Origin of the sequence: Massilia luteola (assembly GCF_034420155.1) — a bacterium.
GTDB classification, from domain to species: Bacteria; Pseudomonadota; Gammaproteobacteria; order Burkholderiales; family Burkholderiaceae_D; genus Telluria; species Telluria luteola.
This window is the reverse complement of sequence record NZ_JAXOFN010000009.1, coordinates 20,255-39,693: the sequence shown is the minus strand read 5'-3', so window position 1 is coordinate 39,693 and position 19,439 is coordinate 20,255. Positions and strand designations below refer to the sequence as shown.

Below are 19,439 nucleotides of genomic sequence, written 5' to 3'. Positions count from 1 at the left end.
AGTCTTAATCCACCGTGATTGGCAGGTCGCGGCCCGCCAGCGCCACCTGCCCCGCGAAATCCGCCGCGTAGATGCGCAGCACGTAATCGCCCGGTTCGAGGCCATCCAATTTCCACGTGCCGGGCAGCGCCACGCCATCCCGCAGCGTGTTGTTGACGGCATAGGCAAATACGGTGGCCTTGCTGCCGTAGACCGTGATGCCGCTGTTTTCCGCGTACAGCAGCTTCACCGCTTCGCGCTCGCGCGGCAGGCGGTCGTAGGTTTGCGTGATGCGCGGCGCCTCGAATCCGGCGACCGGGCTGCCGTCCGCATGCAGCAGCTGGTAGCCCAATTTGTACAGGCCGAGGCGGCGTCGCGCCAGGTTGCCGTCCATCTGGTCGTAGCCGGCGGCCACGATCGTGAGGTCGCCGAGCGCGCGCGCCACGTGCAGGCGCTTGCCCTTCCTGCCCGGCAGGCGCTTGCCGCTCGCGTCGTACAGCGCGATGCCCTGGATGCGGGGCGGCACCGTGTCGCGCAGGCCGACGAACGGCAGCGCCAGCGCGTTGACGGCGCGGCCGCCGGGGTAGTACTCCATGTGCACGTGCGCCATCGGATTGATCGTGCCGAGCGCGTCGCCGACGGCGAAGCGCGTCCCGCGCCGCACGCGTACGCGTTCCGGCTTGCCGTTCGCGCCGCGCAGCAGCTGGAAGCGCGGATCGAGCGCATTGCCCTTGGCGTCGCGGCCCACGCGCATGTGGATGTACGACAGCGGCCCGATGCTCATGCCTTCGCCCAGCTGGCCGAACGCCCAGTTGGGATAAGGGTCGGCGACCGTCGCCGGCAGGACCGCCAGCACGCGCGCGCCCACGTCGGCGCGGATGTCCAGGCCCGCGTGGAAGTGGTCGCGGTTCTCGCCGTCGTAGCTGCCGCGCACCTCGCCCAGCACGCCGACCACCTCGTGAGGTTCCTGTTGCGGGGCGACCGGCCAGGGCATCGATGCCACCGCGGGCGGCGCCGGCGTCGCGTACGCGGGCGGCGCGCCCGGCCGGGGAGGCGCCAGCGCGAACACCTGCTGCGCCTGGCCGTCCGCCACCAGCAGCGCACCGTCGCGTTTGACCGCGATGCCGCGCGGCGCGTACAGCCGCATGCTGCCGTCGCTGGCGTAGCTCGTGCCCGGCGGATGGTCGGCATCCGCCAGCGCGTGATACTGCCCGGCCGGGTCGAACTGGAGGATGCGTCCGCCCGCGCCGCTCGCGTACAGATAGCCGTCGTGCGTCAGCGCCAGCGCGACCGGGCGCCGCAGCAGCGGGCGCCGCTCGTCCTCGGGCGCGCGCGCGAACGTCGTCACGGCGCCGGTCTTGTCGATGCGCCGGATCGCGTCGTTGCCCGTGTCGGCGACGAACAGCACGTCGTGCTTGTCGACCGCGATGGCGCTGGGCGTATCGAATGCCGCCGCGGTGCCGACACCGTCCAGGTAGGCGGGCGTGCCGCTGCCGGCCACCGTCGTCACCACGCCATCCCTGGCGATGCGCCGGATGCGGTCGTGGTAGGTGTCGGCCACGTAGACGTTGCCGGCGCGGTCGACGGCCACGCCGACCGGCCCGTCGAAACCGGCGGCGCCGCCCGCGAGCGTGCTCACCTTGCCGTCGGGCGCCACCTTGCGGATCGCGTTGTTGCGGGTGTCGGCCACGTAGAGATTGCCCAGGCGGTCGATGGCCAGCGCCGACGGCGTATCGAACGCGGCGGCGGCGCCGAGGCCGTCCGCGAAACCCGCGCGGCCGCCGGCGAAGGTGGTCATCCGGCCGTCGGGCGCGATGCGGCGGATGCAGCTGCAGTCGCCGCCGTCGGCCACGAACACGTTGCCGTGGGCGTCGACGACGGTGCCGAACGGGTCGCCGAAGGCGCCCGCCAGCCGCGTTACGCGTGCGCTCCACGCGGCCCTGGTCGGCGCGTCCGCGGGGGGCCAGAAGGGCCGTCCCGGCGTGGCGTCCTGGCGGGCGTTGAAGACGTACAGCGCCGCGCCCCCGGCCAGCAAGGCGGCGCCCGCGAGCGCCGCGACGAGAGGTGTGCGCTTCACTTAGCGCATCAACTCACCGATGATCTTGACCGGCGCATTCCCGTAGCTCAGGAACTGGTCGTGGAACTGCTTGAGGTCGAAGCGGTCGCCCAACTGCTGCTTGCGGCGTTCGCGCAGTTCCATGATGTCGCTGTAGCCGCTGAAATAGCTGGTCAACTGCACGGACGACAGCTGCGCGCGGCGCCATTTTTCCGCCGCTTCCTGCGGGGTCTGGAAGGCCTGGCGCACCAGCAGGTCCATGGCCTGGTCGCGCGTCATGCCCAGCACGTGCACGCTGTAGTCGAGGATCGTGTTGGAGACGCTGCGCAGGTTCCACTTGCACCACATCAGCCACAGCTCGGGCGCGTTGTCGCCATAGCCCGAATCCAGCATCATGCGCTCGCCGTACACGGCCCAGCCCTCGACCATCGCGCCGTTGCCGAACAGGGTTTTCACCAGCGAGGGCGAACGGTTGGCGTTCATCAGCTGCGTGTAGTGGCCCGGGATCGCCTCGTGGATGTTCAGGATTTGCAGCATCCAGTTGTTGTACTCGCGCAGGCTGCTTTCGGCCTGCTCGGGCGTGAGGCCGTCCAGCGGCGTCACGTTGTAATACGTCTTATCCTTCGGACGATACGGCCCCGGCGCATCGATGCTGGCGCCGGCCACGCCGCGCTGGTACAGCGGCGTCTCGCGCACGACCAGCGGCTTGCTCGGGTCGATCGTCACCAGGTTGTTCTTGATCACCCAGTCCTGCAACTGCGGGATCTGGCGCCGGATCTCGGGCAGGAAGTTCGCCGGCGTCGTGTGCTGCAGCGAGAGCTTGTCGATCACCATGCCGATCTTTTTATAGCGGTCGGCCGGCTTGGCGGTGCCGGCGCCCATGGTCTTGTCCCACAACTGGTCGGACAAAGCGTCCATGCGCGTGAGGAGTTCGTCGCGCGCGGCCAGCGCCTTGCGGTAGGTCTGTTCGCCCGTGTTGGACGACTGGATCTCGAAGGCGAACTTTTGTTCGTACAGATCCTTCCCGATGCGGAACGAGCGGGCGCGGTGCGTTTGCATCTGCGATTTATCGAGGTCCGTCAAAAAGTCGACCCAGCCCAGCACCGCCGTGCCGGCGTTCGCGATGCGCACGGCGAAGATCGCCTTTTCCTGCGGCGAGAGGATCGATTCCTGCGCGGCCTGGCCGAGGTCCGCCAGCACGACGAGCGTGCCCGGCGCCTGCTGGATCGCCAGCTGCGTGTGCTCGTGCGTCGGGTTGACGATGGACGCTCGCGCCGCCTGGTAATAGGCAGGCACCTCGGCCAGGCGTTTCAGGATCGTGCGCAGGCGCTGTGCCTTCGCCGCGTATTCCGTATTCAGGATCAGGTCGAAGGCCTGCGCCACGTTGTATTCGGCCGGGTTCCATTCGAACTCGCGGAACGTGGTCAGCTGCCAGCGGTCGTATTTGAGTTTGTTGAGGAGGACGGCGAGGTCGGTGCGCTGGTTCGGCGACAGCTTGTCGGCGTTCAGCTTGCCGAACTTGTCGAGCCATTCGTCGATGAACGCGAGGCGCTTCGCGCGCGAGGCGGCGTCCGGAATCGTCAGCCTGGCGGCCGCATCGAACTTGCCGACGTAGATGCCGTCTTCCGGATCGATGCGCCACAGCGCGGTGAGGAATTGCATGGACAGCGAGTCCATGAAGCGGTCGTTGCGGTTCTGCGGCGCGGCGACGACGGATGGCGCGGTCTTGTTGCGCGCTTCGTTGTGGGAGCGCCCTTTGGCGGCGGGCGCCCTGGCTTTGCTCTTCGACGAGACCTTGGCCTTCGTGCTGTGCGTGGAGGCCTTGTGATGGGGTTTGGTGCGCGCACTCGCCGGCGCCAGCGCGACGCTGGTCAGCAATACGGCAAGCGCGATTTTCGATTTCATCATGTTCTATCTGCCTGGTTGAATAAAGGGCCAGATGGCACGCATCATGGGACGCGCGCGGGGGCGCCAGATTAGCATCATTCGGCCCGCTTGCGGGTATCTGAAACAATCCGTCGCGCCCGTGTCTTGACGCGAACCGCCGCCAACGCCCTCGCAACGGCGCTTATCGTCACCCGGATCGTCATTCGGATCGCCACCCGGCGACCGACGTCGGGCGCGGCCCCGCGCCACCGGACAGCCCCGCCTGCAGCATGGCCAGCATGTCCGCCGGCGACATGCGCGCGGCCATGTCCGTGCCTTCCAGCAGGCTGTCGGCGAGGTCGCGCTTGTGGCGGTGCAGGTCGACGATGCCTTCCTCGATCGTGTGGCGCGCGACGAGCCGGTAGATCGTGACGGGCCGTTGCTGGCCCATGCGGTGCGCGCGGTCGCTGGCCTGGTCCTCCACCGCCGGATTCCACCACGGGTCCATGTGGATCACGTAGTCGGCCGCCGTCAGGTTGATGCCGACGCCGCCGGCCTTGAGCGAGATGAGGAACAGGTCGCCGTCGCCGGCCTGGAACGCATCCACGCGGCGCTTGCGTTCCTGCATCGGGGTCGAGCCGTCGAGGTACTGGTAGCGGATGCCGCGTTCGTCGAGGTGCTTGCGGATCAAGGTGAGGTGGTCGACGAACTGGCTGAACACGAGCGCCTTGTGGCGGTTCTCCAGCAGTTCGTCGACGAGGCGCGCGAACGTCTCCAGCTTGCTGCTGCGGATGCCGCTGTCCGGCGCGACGAGCACCGGATTGCAGCACGCGCGGCGCAGCTTCATCATCTCGGCCAGGATCTGGATCTGTTTTTGCGACTGCGGCGTTTCCAGACTCGCGATGCGTTCCAGCGCTTCGCGCCGCAGCGATTCGTACAGCGCCATCTCCTCTTCCGAGAGCTGCACGGGCAGATTGACCTCGGTGCGCGGCGGCAGCTCGGACAGCACCTGCGCCTTGGTCCGGCGCAGGATGAACGGCTGCGTGAGGCGGCGCAGGCGCGTGCGCGCCGCCAGTTCCGCGCGCTTGTCCGACGCCTTTTCGATGGGGCCGGCGAAGCGCAACTGAAACTGGTCGCTGGTCCCGAGCAGGCCCGGATTGATGAACCGGAACAGGTTCCACAATTCGCCCAGGTGATTCTCCAGCGGCGTGCCGGTGGCGACCATCTTGAAATCGCCCTGCAGCGCCATCACGGCGGCGGAACGGCGCGTGTACGGGTTCTTGACGGCCTGCGCCTCGTCCAGCACGATCGTGTGCCAGCGGATGCCGTCGAACAGCGCGGACTCCAGTTGCAGCAGGCCGTAGCTGGCGACGATCACGTCGAACGGTCCCGCGTCCTTCAGCATCGCGGCGCGGTCGCCGGGGCCGAACAGGCGCACGTTCAGGGTCGGCGCGAAGCGCTCGGCTTCCGCCAGCCAGTTCGTCGCGACGGACGTCGGCGCCACCACGAGCGTCGGCCCGCCCGGCGCGCGCGCCAGGATCAGCGCGAGCGCCTGCAGCGTCTTGCCGAGGCCCATATCGTCCGCGAGGCAGGCGCCGACGCCCCAGTGCGCGAGGCGGGACAGCCATTCGAAGCCTTCGACCTGGTAGTCGCGCAGCTCGGCCTGCAGGGTGCCCGGCAGCTGCGGCTTGTATTCCGCATTCGCCTGCATGTGCTTCAGGTGCGCGCGCCACGCCTTGTCGGCATCGACGCCGCCCGCGTCCTGGGCCATCTCTTCCAGCGCGAAGCTGGCCAGCGGGTGGAAGCGCAGCGCGTCCTGGTCGGCGTCGCTGTATGCCGACAGGTCCAGCAGCCTGCGGTGCAGTTCGTGCGTAAGTGCTAAAAACTGGTTGTCGCCGAGCGCGATGAAACGGTCCTCGCGCACGCGCGCGAGCAGCTCGCGCAAGTCCATCACCTTGTTCTCGTCGACCTGCACCTCGCCGTTGGCCGCGAACCAGTCCTTGTCGCGCTTGATCTGCAGGCGCACGGACTTCGACGTGATCTTCTTCGACACACGGAACGATTCGCCTTCCGGCCACGCGACGAGGACCCTGGATGCATCCAGTTCCTGCAATTGGACCACCAGTTCCAGGCAGTGGATCGGCGCCGCGAGCAGCCATTCGCCGTGTTCCATCTCCGCCTGCTCCAGCGCGGGCAGGTCGGCCAGCAGCTGGCGCTCGGCCTCGCGTTCGCCATTGAGATCGCGGCGCGCTTCCGTGCGCACGCCCGCCACGTCGGCGATCACGCTTTCCGCGCCGTCGCCCGGACGGAAGTACGGGCCGGCACCGGGCAGCGGCCGCACCATCACCTGGATGCGCAGGCCCTGCTGGTAAGGCAGCAGGTTGACGTGCAGGCGCGGGTCGGCCGCCACCTGCTCGATGTCCGCCGCGCTGCCGCCGATATCCGACTGCACGGTGACGATGGACGAGATGGCGCTGATCGCCTGCAGCACGCGCTTCTCGGCCTCCAGCGGGACTTCCAGCCCGTCGCCGACGATGGCGCCGATGCGCCGGTGCTCGTCTTTTACGCGCACGATGCGCAATCGCGTGGGGGTCTCCTTCGTGACGACGACGTCGCCCTGCTGCTCGCGCAGGGGCGGCACCAGCGAGATCAGGACCTTGCCGCCGCCGGCGCGCACCACCAGTTGCGGCTCGCCCGGCAGCAGTTCGATGCGGGTGCCCGGCGAATCCATCCAGAACAGCAGCGGGTGGCCGGCCAGCGCGGCCACTGCCTTGTCCAGGTCGAATTCATAGCGCGTGCCGGTGCCGCTGTAGTAGCGGAAGGCGCCGATGCTGGCGGCCACCTGCACGTCCTGCGCGGTGAGGAAATCCAGCTCCGCCGCTTCCTCCGCGAGGCGCTTGAGGCCCAGCGGACGGCCGCGTGTCCAGCCGCCCTGCACGTCGCGCTTCTGTTCCCTCGGCTCGATGGCGCGCACGCCCAGGTGCGCATCCCATGCGACCAGCCAGGCGAGGCGCGATTCCTTCACGGCTTCCACGTTCACGGCCGGCTGCAGGTTGATGAGGGCGTTCAGCTGGCGCTCCCACGGCTGTTCGCGCTCGAACCACAGGGCGAGGTCGACGAAGCGGTGCTGCTGGCGCAGCGCGATCGCCTGCCGGTCGATGCCGACCATCCCCGATTGGCCCAGCACGGACGCGATCTGCGCCGCAATGAAATCGAAGCCCGCGGCCTGCGCCACGTCGAACTGCTGTTCCAGCATGGCGCGCTTGTCGGCGAGCTGCGGCATGCCGAGCCACCAGTGCAGCAGGGCGCGGAACATCACCGGCTGCAGGCTGGTTTCCCAGTTGCGCGACGGGAGCACCTCGGCATCGACCGTGCCGCCGCGGATCTGGCGCAGCATCGACAATTGCTGGTACACGGCGGTGTCGTGGCTTTGCACCGCGCGGGTGGCGCTGTCCAGGTAGGCCTCCGCGGCCTTCGCGTGCTTCGGGTCGTCGCTGCGCAACAGCGCCGTCACGTACAGATGCCCGCCGATGCCCTCGAACACGGCCTTTCTCTTGCCCGTCTCGCGCCGGAGCAGCTTCAATGCCTTGTCGAAGCCGGCCAGCGCGGGTGCCGTGTCGCCGCGCAGCAGTTGCAGCACGCTGTGGTAGTACAGGGTCGCGGATTCATCGAGGTCGACGAGCAGGCCGGCCGCGGCATCGAGGCGGCCGCACAAAATGAAATGCTCGGCCAGCGCGGTGCGCAGCGCCATCGACGCGCCGCCTTGCGCGACGTGGTCTTCCGCGTAGGCGCGGATCGCGGGCGCGCTCGCGGGTTCGCGCTGCGCGTGGTTGACGAGGACGGCGAGCACGTCGTCGCGCACGAGGCCATTGATGCGCTCCATCAGGTCCGGCTCGAACGGCCGCGCGCAGATGTCGACCAGCGGATGCAGGTACGCCGCTTCGTGGCAGCGCAGGCAGGCGGCCAGCAGCGGTGCGATGGTCTTCGGGCCTTCGCCGGCCAACAGCGCCATGCGCAGCAGCGCGACGCCCTGGCGGTAGCTGCGCAGCATGGGCGTGCCCTGCCAGTCGACGCGCAGCGGCGTCACCTGCTGGTAGACCTCGCGCAGCTCATTGAAGCGGCGCGCGCGCAGCGCCCACCGGATGGCGGGCCATCCGACATCGGCGGCGATCGTGTAGCCGCGCGACGGCAGTTCGCCGATCAGGCCATCCGCGCGCAAGCGTTCGAGCGCGTCGGCCACGTCTTCCTCGTTCGCGCTGGCCGCAAGCGGCGCCAGGTGGTCGTGGATGCGGCGCCGTCCCATCGGTTCGCCGGCCAGCGCGAGCAGCGCGAGGATCAGCTTCTGCCGCTCGTCGCACGCATCGACGACCGCATGCAACACCTCACTCATGCAGGCAGGTTCTCGATCTCGATGGCCGGCAGGCTGGTCGGGACGGGAATGCCGAACACGCGCAGATAGAAATACAGCTCGGCTTCCAGGGTACGCACGATGCTGTCGGCCTTGCGGAAGCCGTGGCCTTCGCCGTCCAGCGTGACGTAGGCGACCGGCACGCCGCGCGCGCGCAGGGCGCATACCATCACTTCCGATTGCGGCGGCGGCACGACCTTGTCGTCCAGGCCCTGGAAGAAGATCATCGGCCGGTGCAGTTTATCGGTATGGTTGATGGGCGAGCGCTCGGCGTAGACGCGGTCGGCGCATTCCTTCGGCGCGATCAGGTATTCGTTGTAGTGCGATTCGAACTTGTGCGAGTCGGCGTCCAGGCCCTTCAGGTCGGACACGCCGTAATAGCTGGCGCCGGCCTTGAACACGTCGTGGAAGGCGAGGGCGCACAAGGTCGTCAGGCCGCCGGCGCTGCCGCCGCGGATCACGAGGCGCTCGCGGTCGACGAGGTCCTGGTCCACCAGATACTGGGCGCCGGCCACGCAATCCTCGACGTCGATCACGCCCCACTGGCCCTTGAGCAGGTCGCGGTAGGCGCGGCCGAAGCCCGTGCTGCCGCCGTAGTTCACGTCCAGCACGGCGACGCCGCGGCTCGTCCAGAACTGCGTGGCCAGCTTCAGCGTGCTGGCGGCCATGCCGGTCGGGCCGCCGTGGCCGATGACCATCAGCGGCGGCAGCTCGCCCGGCTGCGGCGCGTAGTCGCGGTTGGTGGGCGGGTAGTAGAACGCGTACGACGTCCTGCCGTTCGCGCTGGGGTAGCGGATGCTTTGCGGGACGGACAGATAGCCCACGTCCGGCAGCTTCTCGATCGAGCGCGCCGGCACGTCACGCCGTCCGGTGGCCAGGTCGATGCATGCGATTTCCGCCGCCAGCGTGGGCGCGCCGCCCAGCAGCGCCACGGTGTCGCCGGCCACGCGCAGCTCGCGGATTTCCTGGTAGGGCGTGTCGATGCCGGCCAGCCGGCCGCACGCCGTGTCGATGCGCGCGAGGCGGCTGACGCCGTCCTCGATGTACGTGCAGACGATCTCGGTGGCCGAGCGGAAGCCGTACATGCTGTTCCCGAACGTCCAGTGCGGGCTGCCGAATTCGGCCGCGCGCGGGCACACGGCATGCACGACGCCGTGCTCGTAGCGGTACAGGTTCCACCAGCCGCTGCGGTCGGAGACGAAGTACAGCGTCCCGTCCGGCGACCATTCCGGCTGGACGATGGCTTCCTCGGCGCCGCCCGCGACCAGCCGGCCGTCCAGCAGCGTGCCGTCGGCGCCGATCTCGGCCAGCCACAGTTCCGTTCCCTGCCACGGCATGCGCGGGTGGTCCCAGCTCAGCCAGGCGATGTGCATGCCGTCCGGCGAAATCCGCGGCGACGAATAGAAATCATTGCCGTCGACGAGCACCGTCTGCATGCCGTCGGCGCCGAGCGCGCTCAGCGTGTTCCGCGGATAGGTGCCGCCCTGCGAGTGGTCTTCGCGCACGCCGATCAGGCGAAGGTTGCGGCGGTCCAGCACGAAGTCGGCCCAGCGCTCGGTGCCGCCCGCGCTCACCGGCTGCGGCGCGCCGCCGGCGGCGCGGTCGATGCGGTAGATGCGGTTGTCGGCGAAGTTCGAGAACCAGATGTGGCTGTCCGCGACCAGCGTGGCGCCGCCGCCGTACTCGTGCACGCGGGTGCGCACGTTGAACGGGGCCGGCGTCAGTTCCTCGACCTTCCCGTCGCGGCTGCGCATCAGCGTGTTGCGGCCGCCCTCGCTGGCGCGGCCGGCCAGCCAGAACACGTCGCCGCCATCGAGCAGCACCTGCGACAGCGGCGTGGCGCCGGCCGCGACGACAGCGGCGGTGATCGGGGAAGTCCAGGCGCCGCAGGGCGTGGCCTGTTTGCGGGTGGTGTCGGTCATGGTCGGTCCTGAAGATTGGGGACGGGCAGCGGGAAGACAAGCATTATAAGTGCCCGCCGCGGCGAGGCATGTCCGCGAACTCGCATGCGCGCGCGCCAGGAATGCGATAATAAACGTTTGCCCTCGATTTCGACCGGATTGTCAGCCATGCCACAATTTGCCCCGCTCCAGAACGACACCTTCCTGCGTGCGCTGCTGCGCCAGCCGACGGACTACACGCCGGTGTGGCTGATGCGCCAGGCGGGGCGCTACCTGCCGGAGTACCGCGCCACGCGCGCGCGCGCCGGCTCGTTCCTGGGGCTGGCCAAGAATCCCGACTTCGCCACCGAAGTCACGCTGCAGCCGATCGACCGCTATCCGCTGGATGCGTCGATCCTGTTCTCGGACATCCTGACCGTGCCGGATGCGATGGGCCTCGGCCTGTACTTCGAGGATGGCGAAGGCCCGAAATTCGAGCGTACCGTGCGCACCGAAGCCGAAGTCGCCGCCCTGCGCGTGCCCGACATGGCGTCGCTGCAGTACGTGTTCGACGCCGTGACGTCGATCCGCACGGCGCTGAACGGCCGCGTGCCGCTGATCGGCTTTTCGGGCAGCCCCTGGACGCTGGCCTGCTACATGGTCGAAGGCGGCGGCTCGCGCGAATTCCACACGATCAAGAAGATGCTGTACGCGCGTCCGGACCTGATGCACCGCATCCTGGACATCAATGCGGAGGCCGTCGCGCAATACCTGAACGCGCAGATCGACGCGGGCGCGCAGGCCGTCATGATCTTCGATTCCTGGGGCGGCGCGCTCGCGGACGGCGCCTACCAGGCGTTCTCGCTCGCGTACATGCGCAAGGTCGTCGCGCAACTCCAGCGCGAGAAGGACGGCGTGCGCATCCCGGCCATCGTGTTCACGAAGGGCGGCGGCCTGTGGCTGGACGAGATGGCCGACATCGGCGCGGATGCGCTGGGCCTGGACTGGACCGTCAACCTCGGTCGCGCGCGCGCCCAGGTCGGCGACCGCGTCGCCCTGCAGGGCAACATCGACCCGGCCATCCTGTTCGCCGGTCCGGAGCAGATCCGTGCCGAGGTCGAAAAGGCGCTCGCCAGCTACGGCACCCCGTCCGCCGGCCACGGCCACGTGTTCAATCTCGGCCACGGTATCTCGCAATTCACGCCGCCGGAGTCGGTGACGGCGATGGTCGACGCCGTGCACGATTTCAGCCGCCGCCAGCGCGCCGCCTGACGCCCCCCGGCGCTGGCGTCTTTTGCGCAGCGCGATAAGCGTGCAATCACACTTATTCACAATAATTCGTTCTGCGCCGGCGTGGACTGTAGAAATATACAGTGTCCGCCCGCATATGGTAAGTAGTTGATTTTATTGGATTTAGTGTCGCGGTGAGGGTGCCTCGCAGAGGCACTCCCAAGGGAGTAACCGGTTATCCACCGAAGCTGTCAGCCTATTGTTCACAAAGTTATGCACAGGTTCTGTGCATAATCCGGAAAAGTGCTTGGTTTACCGTGGTTTACGAGTTTTCTTCAAGTGTTGCATCAAGTTTTTGCTGCACTGCGCTCAAGTTTTTCACCGGAAAGGCGCAGTTATGCACAGAAGCGCTCAAGCGATGAGAAATTTCATGTGCTTAAAGTCGAAAAATCTAAGTCATTGAATTCATAGGATAATTTTAGGGATATACATAGAGAATTTCCTAACGTTTTGATCTAGCGTAAACCTTCTCCACGGTCAACTTTTCCATTTTCCACAAAGTTTTCCACAGTTCTCCACAGCTTCTCGACAAGGTCCCGGATTGTCCCACTGCATCCTGCAAATCGCGCTCGACACGCCGCTCGATAGCCTGTTCGACTACCGCTGGGCATGCGAAGCCGGTAGCGAGCCGCACGTCGGGCAACTGGCGCTCGTGAACTTCGGACGGCGCGAGGCGGTCGGGCTGATCGTCGCCGTCAAGCACGAGACGGATGTCCCGGCCGACAAGCTCAAGGACGCCATCGCCGTGCGCAGCCAGTTGGCGCCGCTGTCGGCGCGCTGGATCGCGCTGGCGCGCTTCGCCGCCGCCTACTATCACCGCCCGCTGGGCGAGGTGGCGCTGCCGGGCCTGCCGAAAAACCTGCGCCTGTCGACGACGGTGGCGCTGGACCGCGCGCTCAAGAAACTGGCCAAGCTGCCGGACGCGCACGACCCGATGCCGACCGACATGCCCGTGCTGAACGCGGCCCAGCGGCAGGCGGCGGATGCCATCGGCGGCGCGCAGGGTTTCAGTCCGATGCTGCTGTACGGCGTCACGGGCAGCGGCAAGACCGAGGTCTACCTGCAGGCTTGCGCCCAGGTGCTGGGGCGCGACGACGATGCGCAGATCCTGATCCTGGTCCCGGAGATCAACCTGACGCCGCAGCTGGAAGCGAACATCCGCGCGCGCTTTCCCGGCGTGATGCTGGCGACCCTGCACAGCAGCCTGTCGGAAGGCGAACGCATGCTGCACTGGCTGGCCGCGCACACGGGCCGCGCGCGCATCGTGCTGGGCACGCGGTTGGCGATCCTGTCGTCGCTGCCGAGCCTGAAAATGATCGTCATCGACGAGGAACACGACCCGTCGTACAAGCAGCAGGAAGGCCTGCGCTATTCGGCGCGCGACCTGGCCGTATGGCGCGCGCGCCAGCTGGACATTCCGATCGTGCTCGGGTCGGCCACGCCGTCGCTGGAAAGCTGGCACCACGCGCAGACGGGCCGCTACCGCAGGCTCGAACTGCGCGAGCGCGCCGTGCGCGATGCCGTGCTGCCGCGCGTAAAACTGATCGACATGGAGCGCGACAAGCCGAAGGAGGGCCTGACGCCGACGCTGATGCAGGCGCTGCGGGTGCGCATCGAACGGGGCGAGCAATCGCTGCTGTTCCTGAACCGGCGCGGCTACGCCCCCGTGCTGTGCTGCGAGGCGTGCGGCTGGATCAGCAACTGCACGCGCTGCACCGCATTCATGGTCCTGCACCGCCCGGAGCGGCGCCTGCGCTGCCACCACTGCAGCCTGGAGATGCGCATCCCGCACGCGTGCCCGACCTGCGGCAACGTCGACCTGCAGCCGCTGGGCCGCGGCACCCAGCGCGTCGAGGAAGGCCTGCAAACGCTGTTCCCGCAGGCGCGCATCCTGCGCATCGACGCCGATTCCACGCGCCGCAAGGGCAGCGCGCAGGAGGCGTTCGATACCGTGCATCGCGGCGACGTCGACATCCTGATCGGCACGCAGATGGTCGCCAAGGGCCACGATTTCAAACGGCTGACCCTCGTCGGCGTGCTGAATCCGGACACGGCGCTGTTCTCGCAGGATTACCGCGCCAGCGAGCGCCTGTTCGCGCAGCTGATGCAGGTGGCGGGCCGCGCCGGCCGCGCGGGACTGGAATCGGAAGTGCTGATCCAGTCGCGCTACTGCCAGCATCCGCTGTACGGCGCCGTGATGCGGCACGACTACGACCGCTTCGCCGGCAGCCTGCTGGAAGAACGCCACCAGGCCGCGCTGCCGCCGTATATGTACCAGGCGCTGCTGCGTGCCGAGGCGCCCGAGCTGGCGACGGCCATCGAATTCCTCGAGGCCGCGCGCGACGCGGTGCCGTCGGACGCGGTCGTCATCAACGACCCGATCCCGATGACGATGACCCGCGTGCACAACGTCGACCGCGCGCAGCTGCTCGTCGAATCGAATTCGCGGCCGGCGTTGCAGGCATTCCTGACCGAGTGGGTCGAGGCGTTGCGGGCGCTGAAGTCGCGGGTGCGGTGGTCGCTCGAGGTCGATCCGCTCGATATCTGATTTCCCCCCTTCCAAGCCGAGTTCCTGAAAACAGCGTATCGTCACGCTCGTGAACTTCCTGGAGGTGAGGATGAAGAAACTGAAGGTCGATGTCGCCATCATCGGCGCCGGCACGGCCGGCCTGGTCGCCTACCGCGCCGCCAGGGCGCAGGGTGCGCGTACGGTGCTGATCGAGAGCGGCGTCTACGGCACCACGTGCGCGCGCGTGGGCTGCATGCCCAGCAAACTCCTGATCGCCGCCGCCGAGGCCGCACACATGCTGCACCTCGCGCCCGGGTTCGGCGTCCATCCGGGCGCCGTCCGCATCGACGGCGTGGCCGTGATGGAACGCGTGCGGCGCGAGCGCGACCGCTTCGTCGGCTTCGTCGTCGACGGCGTCGACGCCATGCCGGATGAGGACAAGGTGCGCGGCCACGCCCGCTTCACCGATCCGCACACGCTGATCGTGGACGACCACACCGAGATTGATGCGTGCCGCATCGTGATCGCCACCGGCTCCAGCCCGACCCGCCTGCCGGTGCTGGACAACGTGGGGCCCGGCGTGATCACGAGCGACGACGTGTTTTACTGGAACGACCTGCCGCGTTCCGTGGCCGTGATCGGCACGGGCGTCATCGGCCTGGAAATCGGCCAGGCCCTGGCGCGCCTGGGCGTGCGCGTGCGCATGGTCGCGCGCGGCGGCAGCGTGGCGCAGCTGTCCGACCCCGTCGTGCTCAAGACCGCCGCGCGCGTGCTGTGCGAGGAACTCGACATCCACTTCCAGTCGCGCATCCTGCGCGCCGAACAGGACGGCGACGACGTCGTGCTGACGACGGGCCGCCACGACGAAGCGCACACGGAACGTTTTCAATACGTGCTGCAGGCCGCCGGCCGCACGCCCAACGTGCACGACCTCGGCCTGGAAAACGCCGGCATCGCGCTGGACGGCAACGGCGTGCCGCTGTTCGATCCGCGCACCATGCAATGCGGGAACAGCCACATCTTCATCGCCGGCGACGCCAACCACGAGCGGCCCGTGCTGCCCGAGGCGGCCGACCACGGCAAGATCGCCGGCGACAACGCCGGCCGCTTCCCGGACATCCGTCCCGGCCTGCGCCGCACGCCGCTGACGGCCGCGTTCACGGAGCCGAACATCGTCACCCTGGGCGCCAGCTACAAGACGCTGTGCGCGCCGGGCAGGTCGAAGTTCGCGGTGGGGCAGGTGTCGTTCGAGAACCAGGGCCGCAGCCGCGTGATGTTGCAGAACAAGGGCATGCTGCGCGTCTACGGCGAGTACCGCACGGGACGCTTCCTGGGCGCCGAGATGATCGCCCCGCGCGGCGAACACATCGGCCACTTGCTGAGCTGGGCGGTGCAGTCGCGCATGACGGTCGACCAGATGCTGGAGATGCCGTTTTATCACCCCGTGATCGAGGAGGGCGTGCGCACGGCGTTGCGCGACCTCGCGGCCAATCTCGCGAAGGGAGAGAGCGACATCGATCCGGACGAGGTGGAACCGGGTACCTGACCGCTTCGTAGGGTGGGCACCCCGTGCCCACCATTCTTAATTCAGCAGCGAGGCGTCCAGCTTCCCGTCCGCCGCCAGCTGGCGCACGATCTTGACGGTGTCGATGTCCGCTTCCTTGTACGCCGACTTCTTGAAGTCCTCGTACATCCGGCCGGTCTCGTCGGTGGCCGACGGATTGCCGTCGTCGTAGCGGAAGCGCACCACCAGCGCTTCCTGCGTCGGCGTCTCGATGCTCATGGTCAGCAGCGACTGGGCGATGTCGCGCTGCGCCGGCACTTCGTAGCGCACCTCCTGCAGCGGGGTCAGGATCACCTTGTCGTCGATGACGAGGTCGCCATAGCGCAGGCGCCGCGCGAAGCTGCCGCTGGTCCGTTCGCTGATCGTGCATTCGTCCAGGTGCGGCACGAACAGCTTCGGATCCTCGGCGCGCAGCACGAGGCCGCGCCACAGCTGTTCGCGGGTGATCGTGTCCATCAGCGGGTTGAGGGGATCGTTTATCTCAATCAGGTGTTCAAATTTCATTTTGATTAACTCGTGCAAACAGCGCCGGAGGCGCTCACGGGACGATGGTAACGCATACCGTGTCCGAACCGCGACATATCGGTCCATGCATTTGTAAAGGGTCGTTAAACCACGCGACATATGCAAACGAATTGCGGCACACTCTCGGCGATTGTGTCATCCATATTGTCGAGTATTTACAATGCCCTTGCATCGCGTTCCCCCTATTCTCAAAAGCGTTGCCCTCGTGCGCAACTGGCTGGTCGAAAACGTTCCCTGTACCGATTCGATGCTCGGCTACGACCTGTTCCTCAAACTGGGCAACGACTTCGTCGCCGGCCAGCGCCTGAAATTGTCCGCGCTGGCGCAGGGCCTGCCGTATGCCGCCGAGGAGGTCGCCGCCCAGCTGCGCCGTTTCGAGGAACACGGCCTGGTAACGCTGGCGAGCGATGCCGACGACGGCCTCGTGGTGGAAGGCACCGAGCGCTTCCTGGCTTTGCTGGACCGCTACGGCCGCGTCTTCGACGCCGTGTTCATCGTGCGCGGCGAATTGCGCGGCCAGCAGTTGCTGGTATCGTCAAACCAGCCCGAGCTCGCCGACTTCGGACGCCTGCTGTACGACCGCATGTATGACCTCGGCTGGCTGTACCTGCACAATTTCGGCAGCGCGTGCTTCCTCATCTCCTCGCTGGCACGGCGCCTGGCCGAACTGCACGGCCACCGCGCCCGCATCGTGTCGGGCCTGGTCGAAGTGGAAGACCAGGGCAATGTCTTCCTGCTGGGCGGGCAGGGCTTCGCGAAGCCGGGCCAGATCGACGGCCACGCCGTCTGTGTGATCGACGATGCGCTCGTGCTGGATTTCGGCCTGGGTAATGTGCGCAAGTCGTACCGGCGCGATTTTTATTGGGGCACGATCGCCGATTACGCGCGCGACGGCGCCGTGTTCGCCCGCCTGACGCTGCCGGACGGCGTCACCATGGCCTGGAAGGACGACTGGCAGTCGCCCGACACCGACATCGAGCTGGCCCGTTACGCCCCTCACATCGACGAATTGGCCGCGCAATACGTCGCCCGCTATCGCTGAATCCCGCGCCCTTGCCGGCGCGTCAAGGCAGGTCTGCAACACGGCCGTGCGCATTTGCGCCGGCCCGCTTCAACGCGGGGACGAGCTTGTTACAATGCTGAGCTCTCCCATCCAAGGTTCCCATGTCCAACGCCCCGAATTTCGGCCTGAACGGTCCGCAAAGCGAAGCCGTGCTCTATCTCGACGGCCCCTGCCTGGTGCTGGCCGGCGCCGGCTCGGGCAAGACGCGCGTCATCACCCAGAAGATCGCCTACATGATCGAGCACCGCGGCTACGATCCGCGCACGATCGCCGCGCTCACGTTCACGAACAAGGCCGCGCTCGAAATGCAGGAACGCATCGCCAAGCTGCTGAAACAGCCCAAGCAGGCCAAGCAGCTGACCGTATCGACGTTCCACTCGCTGGGCGTCAAGATCCTGCGCCAGGAAGCGGCCGGCGTCGGCTTGAAGGACCGGTTTTCGATCATGGACAGCGACGACTGCTACACCGTCGTCTCCGACCTCGCCGTCACCACCGACAAGCAGGAGATCCGCCGCATCCAGAACGCGATCTCGCTGTGGAAGAACGGCCTCGTCGATCCCGAGGACGCGATCCGCGATGCGCGCGACGAGGACGAGGCCCAGGCCGCCCGTATCTACCGCAGCTACGTCGCGACCTTGCAGGCCTACCAGGCCGTCGACTTCGACGACCTGATCCGCCTGCCGGTGGAACTGTTCCGCAATAACGAGCCGATCCGCGACCGCTGGCAGCGCCGCCTGCGCTACCTGCTGATGGACGAGTACCAGGACACCAACACGTGCCAGTACGAACTGGTGAAACTGATGGTGACGGGCCTCGGCAAGAAGCCGATGTTCACGGCCGTGGGCGACGATGACCAGGCGATCTACGCGTGGCGCGGCGCGTCGGTGGAAAACCTGCGTACCCTGCAGACGGACTTCCCCGACCTGAACGTGATCAAGCTGGAGCAGAACTACCGCTCCACCACGCGCATCCTGCAGGCGGCCAATGCGGTCATCGGCAACAACCCGAAATTGTTCGAGAAATCGCTGTGGTCCGAGCACGGCCTGGGCGAGCCGATCAAGGTGCTGGGCATGCCGAACGACGAGACAGAGGCCGACCAGGTCGCGATCATGATCTCGGCCGACCACTTCCAGCGCAAAAATAAATGGTCCGATTTTGCGATCCTGTACCGCGGCAACCACCAGGCCCGCGTGATCGAGCAGGCGCTGCGCAAGGAACGCATCCCGTACACGATTTCGGGCGGCCAGAGTTTTTTCGACAAGGCCGAGATCAAGGACATCATCGCCTACCTGCGCCTGATCGCGAACGAGGGCGACGACCCGGCATTCATCCGCGCGATCACGACGCCCAAGCGCGGCGTCGGCATGACGACGCTGGAAGCGCTGGGCGAATTCTCGAAGCAGTGGAACTGCTCGCTGTTCGAGGCGGCGCTGAAGGGCGGCATCGAAGCCAGGCTGCAGGACCGCCAGCTCATTCCGCTGCGCGAATTCTGCCACTTCATCAACGACATGGAAGCGCGCGCCACGCGTCCCGGCCCGTCCGGCAGCGGCGACAATGCCGCCGAACTGCTCGACGACATGATGAAAGAGATCAATTACGAGCACTACCTGTACGAGAACTTCGACGACCGGGCTGCGCAAGGCAAGTGGCAGAACGTGCTCGAGTTCACCAACTGGCTGAAGGAACGGGGCCGCGGCGGGCGCGACCGCGACGGCGAGGAAAAAAACCTGCTCGAACTGACGCAGATGGTGGCGCTGATGTCCATGCTCGAGGGCAAGGACGAGGAGCCGGACGCCATCCGCATGTCGACCTTGCACGCATCGAAGGGCCTCGAATATCCGCACGTCTACCTCGTCGGCTGCGAGGAGGGCATCCTGCCGCACAAGGGCGACCCGGACGACCCCGTCGAAAAGATCGCCGCCCGCATCCAGGAAGAGCGCCGCCTGATGTACGTCGGCATCACGCGCGCCCAGCGCAGCCTGCACGTCACCTGGTGCAAGAAGCGCAAGCGGGCGGGCGAACTCGTGCACTGCGACCCGTCGCGCTTCATCAAGGAAATGGCGCTCGACGTCGGCGACGCGGTGCCCAAGGAAAACGAAGTGATGACGCCCAAGGAACGCCTCGCCAACCTGAAAGCCTTGCTGGCCACGCCCAAGGTCTGACGCACGGCCGGCCGGGTTGCGGAAAAGCCTTGTTTCGGAGCAAAGGTGCGCACGATTGAAATTCTTATTTGACTTCAACTGTTGCGCGGGAAATACTTTCACGAATCAATTTTCACGCAGCAAGCATCGTTAATTTA

Annotated in this window: 10 protein-coding genes; 5 read left to right on the top strand and 5 right to left on the bottom strand. The window is 67.1% G+C overall.

What is annotated here, in order from left to right; translation table 11 throughout:
* Nucleotides 1–4 precede the first annotated feature (4 nt).
* The 4 genes from U9J41_RS12090 to U9J41_RS12075 all read right to left on the bottom strand — a co-directional run bounded on the left by U9J41_RS12090 (nt 5) and on the right by U9J41_RS12075 (nt 10,231).
* Nucleotides 5–2,056 carry a gluconolaconase gene (locus U9J41_RS12090; RefSeq protein ID WP_322402434.1) on the bottom strand — a complete coding sequence of 684 codons (2,052 nt, stop codon included), beginning with the start codon at nt 2,054–2,056 and terminating at the stop codon, nt 5–7.
* A complete protein-coding gene (locus U9J41_RS12085; protein ID WP_322402433.1) occupies nt 2,057–3,943 on the bottom strand; it encodes a DUF885 domain-containing protein in 1,887 nt (628 codons plus the stop codon).
* Between the two features lie 178 nt (nt 3,944–4,121).
* The gene (locus tag U9J41_RS12080) at nt 4,122–8,291 is read right to left on the bottom strand and encodes a DEAD/DEAH box helicase (protein WP_322402432.1); all 4,170 of its coding nucleotides are present in this window, start codon (nt 8,289–8,291) and stop codon (nt 4,122–4,124) included.
* A complete protein-coding gene (locus U9J41_RS12075) occupies nt 8,288–10,231 on the bottom strand; it encodes a dipeptidyl-peptidase 5 (protein ID WP_322402431.1) in 1,944 nt (647 codons plus the stop codon). Before U9J41_RS12075 ends, U9J41_RS12080 begins: the two co-directional genes overlap by 4 nt.
* A 147-nt stretch (nt 10,232–10,378) precedes the next feature.
* Here U9J41_RS12075 and hemE point away from each other — a divergent pair, with 147 nt between their 5' ends.
* The 3 genes from hemE (at nt 10,379) to U9J41_RS12060 (ending at nt 15,534) form a co-directional block, all read left to right on the top strand.
* The gene (hemE, locus tag U9J41_RS12070) at nt 10,379–11,461 is read left to right on the top strand and encodes a uroporphyrinogen decarboxylase (RefSeq protein WP_322402430.1); all 1,083 of its coding nucleotides are present in this window, start codon (nt 10,379–10,381) and stop codon (nt 11,459–11,461) included.
* A 559-nt stretch (nt 11,462–12,020) separates the two neighbouring features.
* Entirely contained in the window at nt 12,021–14,027 is a 2,007-nt protein-coding gene (locus U9J41_RS12065) for a primosomal protein N' (RefSeq protein ID WP_322402429.1), read from the top strand.
* A 70-nt stretch (nt 14,028–14,097) separates the two neighbouring features.
* Nucleotides 14,098–15,534, top strand: a complete 1,437-nt coding sequence (locus tag U9J41_RS12060; protein ID WP_322402428.1) for a dihydrolipoyl dehydrogenase — start codon at nt 14,098–14,100, stop codon at nt 15,532–15,534.
* A gap of 36 nt (nt 15,535–15,570) precedes the next feature.
* Here the strand turns inward: U9J41_RS12060 and U9J41_RS12055 are convergent, their stop codons facing one another.
* Nucleotides 15,571–16,056: an SRPBCC family protein gene (locus tag U9J41_RS12055; protein WP_322402427.1), complete on the bottom strand. Its 486-nt coding sequence runs from the start codon at nt 16,054–16,056 to the stop codon at nt 15,571–15,573.
* A gap of 181 nt (nt 16,057–16,237) precedes the next feature.
* Between U9J41_RS12055 and U9J41_RS12050 the strand changes: the two genes are divergently transcribed.
* Both U9J41_RS12050 and U9J41_RS12045 read left to right on the top strand, forming a co-directional pair.
* The gene (locus U9J41_RS12050; RefSeq protein WP_322402426.1) at nt 16,238–17,119 is read left to right on the top strand and encodes a hypothetical protein; all 882 of its coding nucleotides are present in this window, start codon (nt 16,238–16,240) and stop codon (nt 17,117–17,119) included.
* 122 nt (nt 17,120–17,241) lie between these two features.
* Complete coding sequence (locus U9J41_RS12045; protein WP_322402425.1) at nt 17,242–19,302, top strand: UvrD-helicase domain-containing protein; 2,061 nt, start codon at nt 17,242–17,244, stop codon at nt 19,300–19,302.
* Nucleotides 19,303–19,439 lie beyond the last annotated feature (137 nt).

Coding starts and splice junctions, on each gene's coding strand:
- U9J41_RS12085 (WP_322402433.1), bottom strand. CDS start 3,943: ATGATGAAATCGAAAATCGCGCTTGCCGTATTGCTGACCAGCGTCGCG.
- U9J41_RS12080 (WP_322402432.1), bottom strand. CDS start 8,291: ATGAGTGAGGTGTTGCATGCGGTCGTCGATGCGTGCGACGAGCGGCAG.
- U9J41_RS12075 (WP_322402431.1), bottom strand. CDS start 10,231: ATGACCGACACCACCCGCAAACAGGCCACGCCCTGCGGCGCCTGGACT.
- hemE (WP_322402430.1), top strand. CDS start 10,379: ATGCCACAATTTGCCCCGCTCCAGAACGACACCTTCCTGCGTGCGCTG.
- U9J41_RS12060 (WP_322402428.1), top strand. CDS start 14,098: ATGAAGAAACTGAAGGTCGATGTCGCCATCATCGGCGCCGGCACGGCC.
- U9J41_RS12055 (WP_322402427.1), bottom strand. CDS start 16,056: ATGAAATTTGAACACCTGATTGAGATAAACGATCCCCTCAACCCGCTG.
- U9J41_RS12050 (WP_322402426.1), top strand. CDS start 16,238: ATGCCCTTGCATCGCGTTCCCCCTATTCTCAAAAGCGTTGCCCTCGTG.
- U9J41_RS12045 (WP_322402425.1), top strand. CDS start 17,242: ATGTCCAACGCCCCGAATTTCGGCCTGAACGGTCCGCAAAGCGAAGCC.